Origin of the sequence: Rhodococcus sp. WAY2 (genome assembly GCF_009859915.1) — a bacterium.
Classification (GTDB): Bacteria; Actinomycetota; Actinomycetes; order Mycobacteriales; family Mycobacteriaceae; genus Rhodococcus_F; species Rhodococcus_F oxybenzonivorans.
This window is the reverse complement of sequence record NZ_CP046572.1, coordinates 3,629,292-3,644,092: the sequence shown is the minus strand read 5'-3', so window position 1 is coordinate 3,644,092 and position 14,801 is coordinate 3,629,292. Positions and strand designations below refer to the sequence as shown.

Below are 14,801 nucleotides of genomic sequence, written 5' to 3'. Positions count from 1 at the left end.
CGAGGCTACCGGTCGCCGCTAACCCGTCGGAATCTGCCGCTGACCGTTGCCCGCGTTCGGTGGTGTGGTGATCTCCGGTTCGGCCGGCACCACCGGTGCCGGGGTGGTCGGTCTCGGCGCCAGACCCGGAACCGGAATGGTGATGCCGGGCAGGATTTCGACCGGAGACGGCGTCACCACCACAGGCGGCACGAGCTGCGGCGGCAGCTGGAAGGTACTCGTCGGCGGTGCAGACGTCTTGGGAGGCGCCGGGGCGGAGTACGCCGGCAGACCCGACTGGCCTCCGATGGGACCCGGCTTCGGGAACTTCTCGACGGGGGTGCCTTCGAGGGCTCCATCCATCGTGTCCTTCCAGATGTCGGACGGCAGGCCGGAGCCGTAGATCATGGCACCGTTGCTGTTCTCGAGAGCCTGACCATCGGTGGTGCCCACCCAGACCGCTGTGGACAGCGACGGGGTGTACCCCACCATCCAAGCGTCCTTGTTCTGCCCGGTGTCCCCGAGCTGCGCGGTACCCGTCTTGGCCGCGGACGGCCGTCCACCGGCCAGGTTGTGGCCGCGCGAATAACCGGCGATCGGCTCCATCGCGGCCGTCACGTTGTCGGCGACGTCCTTGTCGATGCGCTCCTCGCCCGGATCGACACCGCGGTCGAGCAACACGGTGCCGTCCGCGCTGACCACCTTCTGCACGAAGTGCGGGGCGCGATAGACACCCGACGCCGCCAACGTGGCATAGGAGGACGCCATGTCGAGCACGCGCGACTGGTACTGACCCAGCACGATGCCGTTGTTGGGACCGCTGCCGTCGGGCTCGGTCAGCGTCGGCCCGACACCGGGGATCTCCTCCGGGATACCCGCCCGGTGGGCCATCTCGGCGATCGCCTGCGGCCCGCCGTCGATTTCGAGTTGCTGACGGTAGAAGCTCGTGTTCAGCGACCGCTTGAGGGCCTCGGCGATGGTGCAGGTGCCGCAACCCTCGCCCTCGACGTTGCTGATCGTGATGCCGTTGACTGTGAGCTCCGAGCTGTCGTACATCTGCGACAGCGGGATGCCCTGGTCGAGGGCCGCGGCGAGGCCGAACACCTTGAACGACGAACCGGTCTGCAGTCCGGCGTTGGCGAAGTCGTAGCCGCCGCCGTCCTCGCCTCCGTAGTAGGCCCGTACCGCGCCGGACTTCGGGTCCACGGACACCACACCGGTCCGCAGGTTCTCCGGTTCACCCTCCAGGTTGGAACGCACCGAGTCCACCGCGGCGGCCTGCGCGACCGGGTCGATCGTCGTCGTGATCTGCAGTCCCTCGGTGTTGAGCAGCTGCTCGCTGATTCCGGCGTCACCCAGCTCCCGCAGGACCTGGTTTTTGATCAGGCCTTCCGGACCGGTGTCCTGGTTACCGTTGTCGACCTGGGCGAGGGGCACATAGGGCGGATACTGCATGCCTGCGCGAGCCGACTGCTCGAGCGTGCCTGCGGTGACCATGCCGTCGAGGACGTAGTTCCACCGCGACTGCGCACCCTCGGGATTCGTCTCCGGATCGAGCAGCGACGGCAACTGGATCGACGACGCCAGAACCGCGCTCTCCTCGACGGTGAGCTGGTCGACGGGCTTGTTGAAGTACGCCTTCGACGCCGCCGCGATGCCGTAGGCACCACGGCCGAAGTAGATGGTGTTCAGGTAGGCGGCCAGGATGTCGTCCTTGGACCATTCGCGGGCCATCTTCGACGAGATGACCAGTTCCTTCATCTTTCGCGTCAGCGACCGTTCGGAACCCACCATCGTCTTCTTCACGTACTGCTGGGTGATGGTCGAGCCACCACCTGCGCTGTCCTTACCCAGGACATTGTCGCGGGCGGCGCGGGCGAAACCGCCGACCGAGAAGCCGGGGTTCGAGTAGAAGTCGCGGTCCTCGGCTGCCAGCACCGCGTCCCGGGTGTGCTTCGGGATCTGGTCGAGACTGACCTCGGTGCGGTTACCCTCCGGCGGCACGACCTTGCTCAGCACCGACGTGCCGTCCGCGGCGTAGATAGTGGCCACCTGGTTGGTCTTCAAGTCGCCGGGACGCGGAACTTCCTGCACAACGTAGGCGGCCATGAACAGCAGGATCGGAATGATCAGGCCCAGCGCGACACATGTGTAGGCGGCGCGGCGCACAATCCTCCACCTCGACTTGTTCTTCGCCGGCGGCTTCCGCGGCGGTCCACCCGCGTTGCCTCCCGGCCGGCGACCGCCCGTCGGCGGCGGCCCCGGAGGACGCCCACCAGGGGGTGGCGCACTGCGAGGACCGGCAACCGGACGGCCCGGCGGGGGACCGGGACGGCCCGGCGGGGGACCGGGACGACGCGGCGGCGGCCCCGGAGGACGGCCCCCACCCTGCGGCGGAGGAGGCATACGACGCGGCGGCGGTCCGGGAGGACGGCCGCCGCCCTGCGGCGGGGGAGGCATACGGCGCGGTGGCGGCCCACCTGCAGGCTGTCCGCCGCGGGGTGGTGGACCTCCGGGGCGCCCCTGTGGCGGGGGGCCACTCGGTCGTCTCGGTCCGTTCGGTCGATCACCCGGGGCGTTGCTGCGGGGGGAACTCACGTACAAATCTCCAGTGGTTGTGGACCTGTTTCAGTCCGGCGTCACGTCAGTGGGCAGCCTTCGGCCCTCGTCCGTGTTCGGGCGTTCTATTCGCTCGCGGTCCGCCGACTCGGCGGCCGAGGCCTCGGCGACGATCGCCTCGGCCTCTTCGGTGCGGGCACATTACCGAGAACATAAGACTGAACCAGATGGTTCCAGCTACAGGTTCTGCACACCTCGACCACGTGAACCGAAAACTCCTCCTGAGTGGCTGCGAGACGCACCAGCTCCTCGGCCGTCCGAGCCGAACCCGACACCGGGCCCAGCTTGTCGCCGAAGACCCAGGAAACCAGGGTCAACTGCTCTTTCCGGCAGATAGGGCACACGACGTCACTGCCCTTGCCGTGGAATTTCGCGGCTCGAAGCAGGTATGGGCTGGCATCACAGACCTCCGTGACGCCTGTCCTGCCCGAGTAGACCTCGGCCAGCAGAGACTTGCGCTGAAGCGCGTAGTCCACCACCTGCCGCTGTATCCGCACGGAGACCAGAGTACGTGCGTGGCGTCAGGAGGAAAGGGGTCGGTCGAGTGACGCTGGTCAAACGCCGTTCCCCCACTACGATGCCGATGTGGCCTCCGGACCGTCCTCGCGCACCCGCGCACGCGACCTCGACCGCGTCAATGCGTGCAGCCAGCTCGACGCCGCTTACGCCGACGGACAGCTCGACGCCGGCGAGTACCACGACCGCACCTCGCAGGCCATGTCGGCGAAGACGCTGGCAGAACTGAACCTCCTGATCAGCGACCTGCAATTGCCCGCCAGCCTCACCGATGAAGTACCCGTTCGCTCGGCCCGACCCCCTAGAACAGTTCTGCGGATCGCCGTGGGTATTGCGGCGGCGGTGGGAGCGGGAATTGTTGCAGTCGCACTGACGCAGCACGACGACCCCGAGCCGGCCGGCGGTTCTGTCCCCGTCCAGGTCGAGCGGCCCGTCGGTTTTCCCGTCCAAGAGCCGCCGGTGGCGGTCGCCGACTCGCCGATCACCGGGGTGGTTGAGCCGCTGACACCGGACGGTATCGCTGCGGTGTTCGACGCCTATCAGCGCACGTTCGGCGACCTCACGGCTCATCAGATGGCGCTGTACCCGGGCTATGCCCTCGCAAAGAGAACGGTGGCGGAGGCACCCGGTGAGGCCGACACCTACTCCTTCCGCGGCGGCTTCACCCCGTGGGGACCGCGCAGCGGGCGGTTGCCTGGCACGGCCGACGTCGATCTGCGGCAGGTCGACGTCGCTGCGCTTGGGGCGCTGCTCGGCGATGCTCCTCGGCTCGTCGGCGCCCCCGAAGGCAGCATCGGCCACGTCCTCATTGCCGACGGTGGCAAGGGCCCGACCATGAACATCTACGTCAACGGCGCCGACAACCTCGGGGGCGGGTACGTCAAGGCCGGCCTCGGCGGCGAAGTTCTGCAGATCGTCCCAGCGCAATAGCGGTCCGCACACTAAGATCTCTGCGTGGCCAGCCGATACCCAGCGAACACGCGCGCGCGTGACGTCGACCGCGCCAACACCGCGGCGATACTCGACGGCGCCTTCGGGGACGGACAGCTCAGTCAGGACGAGCACCGGGCCATGTCGGAACTCGCCGCCGGAGCGCGCCCACTCGACGAACTCGAAACCCTCGTCGGCGACCTGCAGCGTCCCGCGGATGCACCGCCCGACGCCAGGCCTCCCCGCGAAACCCGCCGCCACCTGTTCACCGCAGCAGTCGCGGCCGCCGCCGTCATTGCCGCTGTCGGGGCCTTCGCCCTCACCGACAGCGACGACGTGCAGGCCCCCGCACCCGCCGCGCAACCGGCCTCGATTGATCTCGGTGCAGTGGCGCCGTTGGTGATACCGACGCCGGACCTCACCACGCGGGAAGGGATGACCCTCTTCATCGATCAGTACCGCGCCAAGTTCGGTGACACGGTCGTCGACGAGTTGAACCTGTATCCACAACACGCCAACTTCGAGCGCGCACAACCGCTGGAGCCGAATCGGCTGGTCTCGTACGACTACCGAGGCGGGTTCTCGACGTCACGTCCGGCGACCACTCGGAAGGTCGACACCCCGATCATCGACCTCGCGGGCCTGAATGTGGATGCCCTGGCGGACGTCGTGGCGGCGGCGCCCACGGCTATCAATGTTCCGGACGCAAAGGTCGACTACCTCGGAGTCGACACCGACGGCGGCACGCCCATCGTGCGGATCTACGCGAGCAACGACTTCGACGAGAGCGGCATGATCGTGGTCACGCCGGCGGGTTCGGTCCTCCGCGTCTCGCCGTTCAGTGGATAGGACACGATGAACAAGACAAGTCTCGCCGGGCTACGGGCCCGCGACTCCGATCGGGCCGACGCATGCGGAGTCCTCGACGCGGCTCAGGCCGACGGTCAGATCTCGGCTGAGGAACACAGCTACCGCACAGCCCGGGCGATGAGCGCGAAGACCTTCGACGAACTCGACCGGCTCGTCGGTGACCTGCAAATTCCCAGCCGACTGGCCAATGCTCCCGTCGTCCGCCCGAAACAGCGCAGGTCCCGGCGACGGTGGATCGCCGCCGGTGCGATCGTCGCGAGCGCTGCGGTAGTCGGCGCAATCGCGGGGTCGGTCGGGGATGACGCCGGACCGTCGAAGTCGCTTCCCACCCTGACCACCGGCAGCGGGGTTCACTACTTCATCGACGAGTACCGCGCAGAGTTCGGTGACACCATCGCAGATGAGGTCGATCTCTTCCCCGAACATGCCGTTCTCGACCGGCAGGCAACCGGAAACCCGTCCCAGGCCGACCCCTACCACTACGACGGAGAATTCGACAGCTGGGGAAGCGTCTCCACCCGGGACGCCGACGAGCGGTCGTTCGACCTCGCCGCCGTGGACCTTCCGGCCCTCGCGGGCCTGCTGAAAGGCGCACCGGAAAGCGTCCGAGTGCCCAACGGAACCGTGGATCACCTGTCCTTCGGCTTCGAGCCCGGCGAGGAACAAGGGCCGCCGATCATCTCCGTGTACGCGAACAACAAAGCCGGCAACGCCGGATACTTCAACGTCACCTTCGACGGTGAGATCATCGCCGTCTACCCGTTCGGTGACTAGGCGTAGTTCCTACAGAGGTTGGAAACGGCGCGGCTGACCCGCGAACCGGCCGCAGAAGCCACCCACAAAACAATCTGTGACGACTTGTCCCATGTATCGCCCACGCGTATCGTCGTATATATCGGTGCGATATAGTTCGGCATCGCATCACACGGTTAGGTCTGGCGACTCAGGGGGTGGACAAGTGCTCGAATTGGCAATTCTCGGGCTGCTCCACGAGTCACCCATGCACGGATACGAGCTGCGGAAGCGGTTGACGGGACTGTTGGGTGCGTTTCGCGCGTTCTCCTACGGTTCCCTCTATCCCACTCTGCGACGCATGCAGGCGGACGGTCTGATCGCCGAGGACGCAGGTGCCCCGGGCACCGTCAAGCGTCGTGCCCGCCGCGTCTATCAGCTCACGCCGGTCGGCAGGGAGCGGTTCAAGGAACTGGTCGCCGACACGGGTCCGCAGAACTACACCGATGACGGTTTCGGTGTTCATCTCGCCTTCTTCAGCCGCACACCCGCAGAGGCGCGGATGCGCATTCTCGAAGGCAGACGACGCCAGGTCGAGGAGCGCCGGGAGGGGCTCCGCGAAGCCGTGGGACGGGCCAGCGGGTCGATAGACCGCTACACCCGTCAGCTTCACCAGCTCGGTCTCGAATCCAGTGAGCGCGAAGTGCGCTGGCTCAACGAGCTGATCGCCGCCGAGCAATCGACAGCAACACCTAATAAAGAAGGAGAACCCGACCATGGGTGAGAACAGCACCGCGGTGCGCGTGGCCATTGTGGGCGTGGGGAACTGTGCCTCGTCCTTGGTTCAGGGCGTGCAGTACTACAAGGACGCCGACGAGACGGCGACCGTTCCCGGCCTCATGCACGTCAAGTTCGGCAAGTACCACGTTCGCGACGTCCAGTTCGTCGCCGCTTTCGATGTCGACGCCAAGAAGGTCGGATTCGACCTCTCCGAGGCCATCTTCGCCAGCGAGAACAACACCATCAAGATCGCGGACGTTCCGCCGGCCGACGTGCCGGTGCTGCGCGGCCCCACCCTCGACGGCATCGGCAAGTACTACGCCGAGACCATCGAGATCTCCGAGGCCGAGCCCGTCGACGTCGTCAAGGCGTTGAAGGACGCCGAGGTGGACGTGCTGGTGTCGTACCTGCCCGTGGGTTCCGAGGATGCCGACAAGTTCTACGCCCAGTGCGCCATCGACGCGGGTGTCGCGTTCGTCAACGCCCTGCCCGTGTTCATCGCATCCGACCCCGAGTGGGCTGCGAAGTTCAAGGACGCCGGCGTCCCGATCGTCGGTGACGACATCAAGTCGCAGGTCGGTGCCACCATCACCCACCGCGTCATGGCGAAGCTGTTCGAGGACCGCGGCGTGCAGCTCGACCGCACCATGCAGCTCAACGTCGGCGGCAACATGGACTTCAAGAACATGCTCGAGCGGGAGCGCCTCGAATCCAAGAAGATCTCCAAGACGCAGGCTGTGACGTCGAACCTGACCCGCGACCTCGGTCCCGGCAACGTGCACATCGGCCCGTCGGACCACGTCGGCTGGCTCGACGACCGCAAGTGGGCGTACGTGCGCCTCGAGGGTCGTGCGTTCGGCGACGTGCCCCTGAACCTGGAGTACAAGCTCGAGGTCTGGGACTCCCCCAACTCGGCCGGCATCATCATCGACGCCGTCCGCGCCGCCAAGATCGCCAAGGACCGCGGCATCGGTGGACCCGTCTACCCGGCTTCCGCGTACCTGATGAAGTCCCCGCCGGTTCAGATGGCGGACGACAAGGCTCGCACCGAGCTCGAGGCGTTCATCATCGACGCGTAGGACCGTTCCCGAGGCGAATGCCCCTTTCGACGCTTTTCATCGCGCCGTAAGGGGCATTCGCCTTTGTGTTCGAATACTTGTCGTACCCGCCCTCTACGGTGACACCCAGGATTCATCGAGGGAGGCGTGATGTCCGAGAACATTTTCGATCGGGAGATCGACGACGCATGGACGCAGTTCCAAGACCGTCTGACCCGGTATGTGCGCGCGATGCAGAACGACGACGAGTTGGTGCTGGTGTCGCGTTACGACAGCACCGACGACGGCCTCACCGAGACGGCCGCGTGCGTGCGATTCTTCGCCTGGGCCGGTGACACGGTGCGGTGCGAGGTGCCGTCCAACCTTTTCCTGCATCCGGCGCGTCAACTTTCCGAGGAAGATCACGATCGGCTGATCGAACTCGGGTGGAACCGCCCGGACGCGGTGGCGGACGTCGACGAGGGTAACGGCTCCGCTTCGTTCTATCTCGACGGGCACCGCACCGAGGCCGCACTGCTGGCGACGATGACCATCGCCGTGTTCCGGGAGGTCTGGGACCTGATGCATCCGTCGTTCCTGCACGCGATCACCCGGGGTCGACACGATGTCCCGCCGCTCGACGTTCCCGACGAGACACCGGCTCGGCAGCGCAACGGATCAGGTCTACGGGAACTCGTCGACACGGCCGTCGAATCGATGCTCGGGCAGGCACCGGAGAAGGACGGGGACGGAGACATTCTCGTCTGGGTCGGTGACATGCCCACCTACGTCAGGGTGCTCGACGACGACGCCCGGGTCGAGGTGTTTGCCCGCGTGGTCCATTCGGTCAGTGACCGGACCCGCGCCGCGGAAGCGCTGGCCGATCTCAACCGTCAGTGGTCCGACATCAAATTCCTGCTGATAGTCGACAACGTGGTCGCCGTCATGCGAATCGACGGTTCACCTTTCGCGGCCGAACATCTGCTGTCGGTGTTCCGCACTTTCGAGCACCTCGTCGATACCGCCGACGAGGCATTCGCCGAACGACTGGGCGGCACCCTCAACACCACCGCCACGAGTCCGACCGGCACCGACGAGCACGGCAGCCACGAATTGCCCGCGGCGCTGATGACGCTGATTCATCTGGACTCCGACAGCGGGTTGGACGCCGACGATGTCGCCGAAATCTGCGGTCGCGATCGAGACACGATCCTCGAATTCCTGCGCCTCTGCTCCGATCAGGAAGTCGAGTGGCGCCACAACGCGGAACTCGCCCGCGAGAACGACTCCGAAGAAGCGGACATGTGTGAGAGCGAAGCCCAGTCCTGGGCCAAGACGTCCGACAGCCTACGAGCAGCGCTGCGGGTCGTGGTGCTCCCGCATCGTGCACCACCGGGCGGTGGGTACCGCAGCCTGGGCTGAAAGTTCGCCCGACCCTAGCCCGGCAGCGGAATGATCACGCCCGGAAGAATTTCGATCTGCGTGGGCGCCGGTAGCTGGAGCTGCGGCGGGGGCTGGATCGGCGGTAGCGGTGCCGGCGGCGGCGCCTCTACGGGCGCCGGCGCCGGACTGGCGGTCTGGCCGTTGCCACTTCCGGACCCGTTGCCACTTCCGGACCCGCTGCCGCTACTCGAAACGCCGCTCCACGAGGGAACACCCGCCTGCCCGCCGATGGGGTCCGGCCAGGGGAATTCTTCCCAGTCGGTGTCCTCGAGGGCACCGTCCATCGTTCCCTTCCAGATGTCGGACGGCAGGCTGGACCCGTAGATCAGCCCACCCCAGCTGTTGTTGATCGCGGTGGCGTCGGCCTTACCGATCCACACCGCCGTCGACAACGACGGCGTGTAACCGACCATCCAGGCGTCCTTGTTCTCACCGGTATCGCCCAGCTGCGCGGTGCCCGTCTTCGCCGCCGACGGACGTCCTCCCGCGAGTGCGTGACCACGGGAATAGGCAGCCACCGGCATCAAGGCCTGGCTGATGTTGTCGGCGACCGCGGCCTCGAGTCGACGCTCCCCGGGGCTCGGCGCCCGATCGAACAGGACAACTCCATCCGCGGTCACCACGCGCTGGACGAAGTACGGCGGGTGGTAGATGCCGGAGGCGGCGAGCGTCGCATACGCCGACGCCATATCGATCGGACGAGACAAGTACTGACCGAGAACGATGCCGCCCTCCGGTTCGCCGCCATTCTCACTCAAGGTTTTGCCCTGCACCCCGGGGATGAACTCGGGAATCCCCGCCTTGTGGGCGGCGTCGGCAATGGCTTGCGGACCGTTGTCCAAGGACATCATGAGCCGGTAGAAACTGGTGTTCAGTGACCGTTTGGTGGCCTCGGCGATGGTGCACGTGCCGCAGGATTCACCCTCGACGTTGCCGATCTGCACATTGCCGACGGTCAGCGGGGCGCTGCTGAAGCGGGCAGAGAGCGGAATGCCCTGCTCGAGCGCGGCGGCCAAGCCGAACACCTTGAACGACGAGCCCGTCTGCAGCGGAGCCTGCGCGTAATCGAATCCGGCACCGTCCTCACCGCCGTAGTAGGCACGGACACCGCCGGTGCGCGGATCGATGGACACCACCGCGGTGCGCAGACCGGGATCCTCCCCTTCAAGGGTTTCGTGCACGGAGTCGATCGCGGCCTGCTGCGCTTTCGGGTCGATCGTCGTGGTGATCTGTAGACCCTCGGTGTTCAGAGTCTGCTCGGAGATCCCGGCGTCCGACAGTTCCCGGAGCACCTGGTTCCGGATCAGACCCTCCGGGCCGGGCGCGGAGTTGGCGTCGGTGGGCCGATTGGCCGGCGCCGCGGCCGGGAACTCGATCTCGCTGCGCTCCTGGGAGGTGAGGACACCCATCTCGACCATGCCGTCGAGCACGTAGTTCCACCGGGCCTGCAACTGGTCGACGTTCGCTTCGGGGTCGAGGTACGACGGGCTCTGGATCACCGAGGCCAGCACGGCGCCTTCGGCCACCGACAGCTCACCGACCGGCTTGTCGAAGTACGCCCGCGACGCCGCCTCGATGCCATAGGCACCGCGGCCGAAGTAGATGGTGTTGAGGTACGCCGCGAGGATCTCGTCCTTCGACCACTCGCGGGCCATCTTGGTGGAGATGACGAGTTCGCGCATCTTCCGATACACGTTTCGGTCGGCGCCGACCAGCACGTTCTTGACGTACTGCTGGGTGATCGTCGACCCGCCGCCTGCGCTTTCCTTGCCGAGGACGTTGTCGCGGGCGGCTCGCACGAATCCCGTGATCGAGAAGCCGGGGTTGGAGTAGAAGTTCCGGTCCTCCGCAGACAGCACAGCGTCCCGGACGTGCTGCGGTATCTCCCCGAGCGCGATTTCGGTGCGGTTCCCCTCCGGTGGAATCACCTTGGCCAACTCGGTGGCGCCGTCCGCGGCGAGCACCGTCGCCACCTGATTGGTCTTCATGTCCGACGGGCGCGGGACCTCGGCCTGGACGTAACTCACCAGGAACATCACGAGCGGAATGACCAGCACGAGCGCAATCACGCCCAGACCGACGCGGCGGACCGTGCGCCAGCGGCGGGACTTCTTCTTCCCCGCTCGCGGCGTGCTTGTCGCTGCTACGCCGTCGTCACCGACAGGCGTGCCACCGGACTCGGCGGTGCCATCGCCCGTCGCGTCGTTGCCAGAACTCACTTACACACTCCCGGTCAGGTATCCGGTCACGGAGGATCATCGCACCCACCCCGTACGTATGTTATGTGATTGCCCCGAGTGTGACGCGCACCGCGCTACCGATCAGCAAATAATCCGACCACTTGTCCTGTTTCAGCGGACGCGGGCGCGCGCCACCACTGCCAGCCCCGACAACAGCAGACAACCCAGCAACACCAGCGCCGGTGTGACACCGGGATCACCGTTCACCACCTCCACGACCGCGGCGATGAACGCCATCACCGTGAAGAACCCGAGGATTCCGATGAGAACCTCGAGTCGCTGCCGCTTCGCCACTGGATGCATGCCCGACAGATTCCCCTCGCTCCGCTCGACCGCTAGCTCTTCACGCCGCCCGCCGTCAGCCCCGACACGATGCGGCGTTGGAACAGCAACACCATGATCACCAGCGGAATGGTGACGATGGTGCCCGCTGCCATGATCGCCGCGTACGGCACGACATGCGGGTCGTTGCCGGAGAACCGGGCGATCGCGACGGTGACCGGTTCGGTGGCATCACTCGACAGCTGGCTGGCGAGGAGATACTCGTTGACGGTGGCGATGAACGCCAGAATGGCGGTGGTGAACAGCGCGGGCGCGGCCAGCGGCAACATCACCAGCCGGAACGCCTGGCCCCGGTTGGCGCCGTCGATCCGGGCCGCCTCCTCGAGCTCCCACGGGAGTTCCTTGAAGAACGACGTCAGGGTGTAGATGGTGAGCGGGAGGACGAACGAGATGTTGGGGACGATCATCGCCTGGTAGGTGCCGATCCAGCCGATGTTCGTGAAGAACTGGAACAGGGGCGTGACCAGTGCGACGACGGGGAACATCGACGCGCCGAGCACGATGCCGACCACCACGTACTTGAATCGGAATTCGATACGAGCCAGGGCGTAGGCGGTGAAGATGCCGACGGCCAGAGCCACCGCGGTGGTGACGCCGCCGACGATCATGCTGTTGATCAGGGCCCGCGTGAAGTTGTTGCCGCTGCTCGTCGACAACGCGTTCTGGAAGTTCTCGAGGGTCAGGTGCGTCGGCCACGGTGTGGTGTCGAAGGTGTAGTCGGGGTCGCGGAACGCCGTCACCATCATCCAGTAGAACGGGGCGAGACCCCAGACCAGGATGATCGCGACGCCGACGTAGATGCGGGTGTTCTTGAAAGCGAATCGCTGGGGACGCTTGCGCCGCGCCGAGGTGTCGGGGACGTCGGGTTCCGGTGCGCGATGCGTCACGGCTTCGGCCCCTTTCGCTGTGCTTCCTGAGTTTCGACGGCATTGGCACCGAGAAACTTCACGAGGACGAATGCGACCGCGAAGATCATCAGGAATGTGATGGTCGAGAGCGCCGAAGCACTGTTGAACCCTTGCCGCACCTGGTCGACCACGAGTATCGACACGGTGGTGGTTGCAGGGTTGCCGCCCGTCAGGATGGCGGGCAGGTCGTACATGCGCAGGGCGTCCATGGTGCGGAACAGGATCGCCACCATCAGAGCGGGCTTGACCAGAGGGAGTGTGATCCGGCGGAACCGCTGCCACGCCGAGGCGCCGTCGACGCGGGCTGCCTCGTAGACGTCCTGAGGAATCATTTGCAGACCGGCGAGGATCAGCAGTGCCATGAACGGTGTGGTTTTCCAGACGTCGGAGATGATCACGGCGAAGCGGGCAGGCCATTCGTCCGACGTCCACAGGATCTGGGTGCCGAGTAACCGGTTGGCGATGCCGTCGTAGGCGAAGATGAAGTACCACAGCTTGGCGGTGACCGCGGTCGGGATGGCCCACGGGATCAGGACGGCGGCGCGCAGCAGTGCGCGACCCTTGAATGTCTTGCCCATGATGATCGCCATCCACAGGCCGATCGCGACCTCGATGCCGACAGTGACGACTGTGAAGAAGGCGGTGTTACCGACCGCCGACCAGAACTGGGACCCGAGTGTGCCCGGGGGGCACGCCACGACCGCGCCTCCCGGAGAGGTGCACTGCTGCAGGATCCAGTGCGTGTAGTTGGTGAAACCTGCCCAACCGCCCTCGACGAACATGCCCGTCGACGGGTCGAGGCCGGCATCCTTCTGGAACGACATCACCACGGCCCGGATCACCGGGTACCCGATGACGACCGCCAGGACCGCCAGCGTCGGAAGGACGAACAGCCACGCGCGGCGACCGCTCAGCCCAAAGCGTCGCCCGTTCTCACTCTCCGCACGCGAACCGCGGCCGGGATCGGAATCCCCGGCCGCGGTACGGGCCGGCGCCCCACTGGTGGTCCCAGTCGGAACGGCCATCTTCACTCCTGTGTTCTACGAGCCGGTGTTGCTACGAGCCCGCGGACTGGATACCGGACTGCATGTCCGTGATCGCCTGGTCGACGGACTTCTCACCCTTGATGGCGGCGTAGGCGTTGTCCTGCACGGCCTTCGACACAGCCGGGTAGAACGGGGTGACCGGGCGGGGAACAGCGTTTTCGATCGACACCTTCAACGTGGGCATGAAGGGGTACTTCGCCACGATCTCCGGGTCGTCGTACAGCGCGGCGCGGACCGGGGGAAGCGAGTCCATCGCCATGATGCGCTGCGCCTGCTCGCCCTGCAGGAAGGTCAGGAAGTCGCGAGCGGTTGCCTTGTTCTCCGAGAACGCGCTGATGGCGGCGTTGTAGCCACCGAGCGTCGAGGTGCCGATGCCGTCCTTGCCGGGCAGCGGGGCGACCGCGAACTTGCCCTTCACCGCGGACGAGTCCTTCTCGGCGTTGGCGTACACGTACGGCCAGTTGCGCAGGAACAGCGCCTTGCCGTCCTCGAACGCCTTCTGGCTTTCGGGCTCCTTGAACGTGGTGTCCTGAGCCGGGATGTCACCGTTCTTGAAGTTGTCCACGAGAACCTGCAGACCCGCGCGGGACTCCGGGCTGTCGACGGTGGGGGTCTTGCCGTCCTCACCGACGAACGAACCACCGAACGCGTTGATGACCTCGGCGGTGTTCACCGTCAGGCCCTCGTAGGGCGCGAACTGACCGGCGTAGCAGTCGATGTTGTTGGTCTTGGCCACCTCGCACGCGGCGGCGAGTTCCGTCCACGTCTTCGGGGCGGCGGGGAGCAGGTCGCTGCGGTAGTACAGCAGACCACCGTTGGTGTTCTTGGGTGCCGCGTACTGGGTGCCGTTGTAGGTGGCACTTTCCACGGTGGCGGGGAGGATTCCGGTGTTGTCGACCGCGAACTCACCGGTCAGCGGCTGCAGCCAGCCCTTGGCCGCGAACTCCGCGGTCCAGGGCACGTCGAGTGCCACGACGTCGTAGTCGGACTGCTTGGCCTGCAGGTGCTGGACGAGGTCGTCGTGCGCCTGATCGGCGTCGTTCGACTGCTCCTTGAACGTCACCTGCTCGTCCGGGTGCTCGGCGTTCCACGCGTCGATGATCTGGCGGACGACCCCGGTCTCGGTGGTGTCCTTGCCCTCGACGTACGTGATGGGTCCGCGGCCGTCGAGGTTCTCCGACGTGGAGTCGCTGCCGCTGTCGCTCGAGCACGCGGTGAGCGTGACCAGCGACGCAGCAGTGGCAAGCACCGCGGCGCGCCGGACCGCTCTCGAAATCTGAACCATGGAGTCTCCCCGTAGGTAGATGTGGATGAACCCGCCACCGGCACCGGGATTCCGGCACATTGCGCACGAAACCC

The 14,801-nt window shown here is 66.2% G+C and carries 13 protein-coding genes; 6 read left to right on the top strand and 7 right to left on the bottom strand.

Annotated features, from left to right (window positions below; genetic code table 11):
- Positions 1-18: 18 nt before the first annotated feature.
- Both GFS60_RS16700 and GFS60_RS16695 read right to left on the bottom strand, forming a co-directional pair.
- On the bottom strand, positions 19-2,385 hold the full coding sequence (locus tag GFS60_RS16700) for a transglycosylase domain-containing protein (RefSeq protein ID WP_236603169.1): 2,367 nt from the start codon (positions 2,383-2,385) through the stop codon (positions 19-21).
- 278 nt (positions 2,386-2,663) lie between these two features.
- Positions 2,664-3,095, bottom strand: a complete 432-nt coding sequence (locus GFS60_RS16695; RefSeq protein ID WP_109334618.1) for a DUF5318 domain-containing protein — start codon at positions 3,093-3,095, stop codon at positions 2,664-2,666.
- A gap of 88 nt (positions 3,096-3,183) precedes the next feature.
- Between GFS60_RS16695 and GFS60_RS16690 the strand changes: the two genes are divergently transcribed.
- The 6 genes from GFS60_RS16690 to GFS60_RS16665 all read left to right on the top strand — a co-directional run bounded on the left by GFS60_RS16690 (position 3,184) and on the right by GFS60_RS16665 (position 8,885).
- Positions 3,184-4,044 carry a DUF1707 SHOCT-like domain-containing protein gene (locus GFS60_RS16690; protein ID WP_159922843.1) on the top strand — a complete coding sequence of 287 codons (861 nt, stop codon included), beginning with the start codon at positions 3,184-3,186 and terminating at the stop codon, positions 4,042-4,044.
- A gap of 24 nt (positions 4,045-4,068) precedes the next feature.
- A complete protein-coding gene (locus tag GFS60_RS16685) occupies positions 4,069-4,893 on the top strand; it encodes a DUF1707 SHOCT-like domain-containing protein (protein ID WP_159922841.1) in 825 nt (274 codons plus the stop codon).
- Between the two features lie 6 nt (positions 4,894-4,899).
- Positions 4,900-5,688, top strand: a complete 789-nt coding sequence (locus GFS60_RS16680) for a DUF1707 SHOCT-like domain-containing protein (protein ID WP_159922839.1) — start codon at positions 4,900-4,902, stop codon at positions 5,686-5,688.
- Positions 5,689-5,872: 184 nt separating this feature from the next.
- Positions 5,873-6,430, top strand: coding sequence for a PadR family transcriptional regulator (locus GFS60_RS16675; RefSeq protein WP_109334622.1), 558 nt, complete (start codon positions 5,873-5,875; stop codon positions 6,428-6,430).
- Positions 6,423-7,505, top strand: coding sequence for an inositol-3-phosphate synthase (locus GFS60_RS16670; protein ID WP_159922837.1), 1,083 nt, complete (start codon positions 6,423-6,425; stop codon positions 7,503-7,505). The genes GFS60_RS16675 and GFS60_RS16670 overlap by 8 nt, the downstream gene beginning before the upstream one ends.
- 129 nt (positions 7,506-7,634) lie before the next feature.
- Complete coding sequence (locus tag GFS60_RS16665; protein ID WP_159922835.1) at positions 7,635-8,885, top strand: T3SS (YopN, CesT) and YbjN peptide-binding chaperone 1; 1,251 nt, start codon at positions 7,635-7,637, stop codon at positions 8,883-8,885.
- Positions 8,886-8,899: 14 nt separating this feature from the next.
- On the opposite strand, the gene GFS60_RS16660 is transcribed toward GFS60_RS16665, so the two are convergent.
- The 5 genes from GFS60_RS16660 to GFS60_RS16640 form a co-directional block, all read right to left on the bottom strand.
- Positions 8,900-11,125 (bottom strand): transglycosylase domain-containing protein, encoded by a 2,226-nt coding sequence (locus tag GFS60_RS16660; RefSeq protein ID WP_159922833.1) that lies wholly within the window; start codon positions 11,123-11,125, stop codon positions 8,900-8,902.
- Positions 11,126-11,257: 132 nt separating this feature from the next.
- Positions 11,258-11,449, bottom strand: a complete 192-nt coding sequence (locus tag GFS60_RS16655) for a hypothetical protein (protein ID WP_159922831.1) — start codon at positions 11,447-11,449, stop codon at positions 11,258-11,260.
- Positions 11,450-11,481: 32 nt separating this feature from the next.
- On the bottom strand, positions 11,482-12,375 hold the full coding sequence (locus tag GFS60_RS16650; RefSeq protein WP_159922829.1) for a carbohydrate ABC transporter permease: 894 nt from the start codon (positions 12,373-12,375) through the stop codon (positions 11,482-11,484).
- Complete coding sequence (locus tag GFS60_RS16645; protein WP_159922827.1) at positions 12,372-13,421, bottom strand: carbohydrate ABC transporter permease; 1,050 nt, start codon at positions 13,419-13,421, stop codon at positions 12,372-12,374. The genes GFS60_RS16650 and GFS60_RS16645 overlap by 4 nt, the downstream gene beginning before the upstream one ends.
- Before the next feature lie 31 nt (positions 13,422-13,452).
- Positions 13,453-14,727 carry an ABC transporter substrate-binding protein gene (locus tag GFS60_RS16640; protein WP_159922825.1) on the bottom strand — a complete coding sequence of 425 codons (1,275 nt, stop codon included), beginning with the start codon at positions 14,725-14,727 and terminating at the stop codon, positions 13,453-13,455.
- Between the last annotated feature and the right edge of the window lie 74 nt (positions 14,728-14,801).

What these genes read in the sequence shown, in the direction of transcription:
- GFS60_RS16700 (WP_236603169.1), bottom strand. Translation starts at nt 2,385, where the DNA reads ATGCCTCCTCCGCCGCAGGGTGGGGGCCGTCCTCCGGGGCCGCCGCCG.
- GFS60_RS16680 (WP_159922839.1), top strand. Translation starts at nt 4,900, where the DNA reads ATGAACAAGACAAGTCTCGCCGGGCTACGGGCCCGCGACTCCGATCGG.
- GFS60_RS16670 (WP_159922837.1), top strand. Translation starts at nt 6,423, where the DNA reads ATGGGTGAGAACAGCACCGCGGTGCGCGTGGCCATTGTGGGCGTGGGG.
- GFS60_RS16665 (WP_159922835.1), top strand. Translation starts at nt 7,635, where the DNA reads ATGTCCGAGAACATTTTCGATCGGGAGATCGACGACGCATGGACGCAG.
- GFS60_RS16655 (WP_159922831.1), bottom strand. Translation starts at nt 11,449, where the DNA reads ATGCATCCAGTGGCGAAGCGGCAGCGACTCGAGGTTCTCATCGGAATC.
- GFS60_RS16645 (WP_159922827.1), bottom strand. Translation starts at nt 13,421, where the DNA reads ATGGCCGTTCCGACTGGGACCACCAGTGGGGCGCCGGCCCGTACCGCG.
- GFS60_RS16640 (WP_159922825.1), bottom strand. Translation starts at nt 14,727, where the DNA reads ATGGTTCAGATTTCGAGAGCGGTCCGGCGCGCCGCGGTGCTTGCCACT.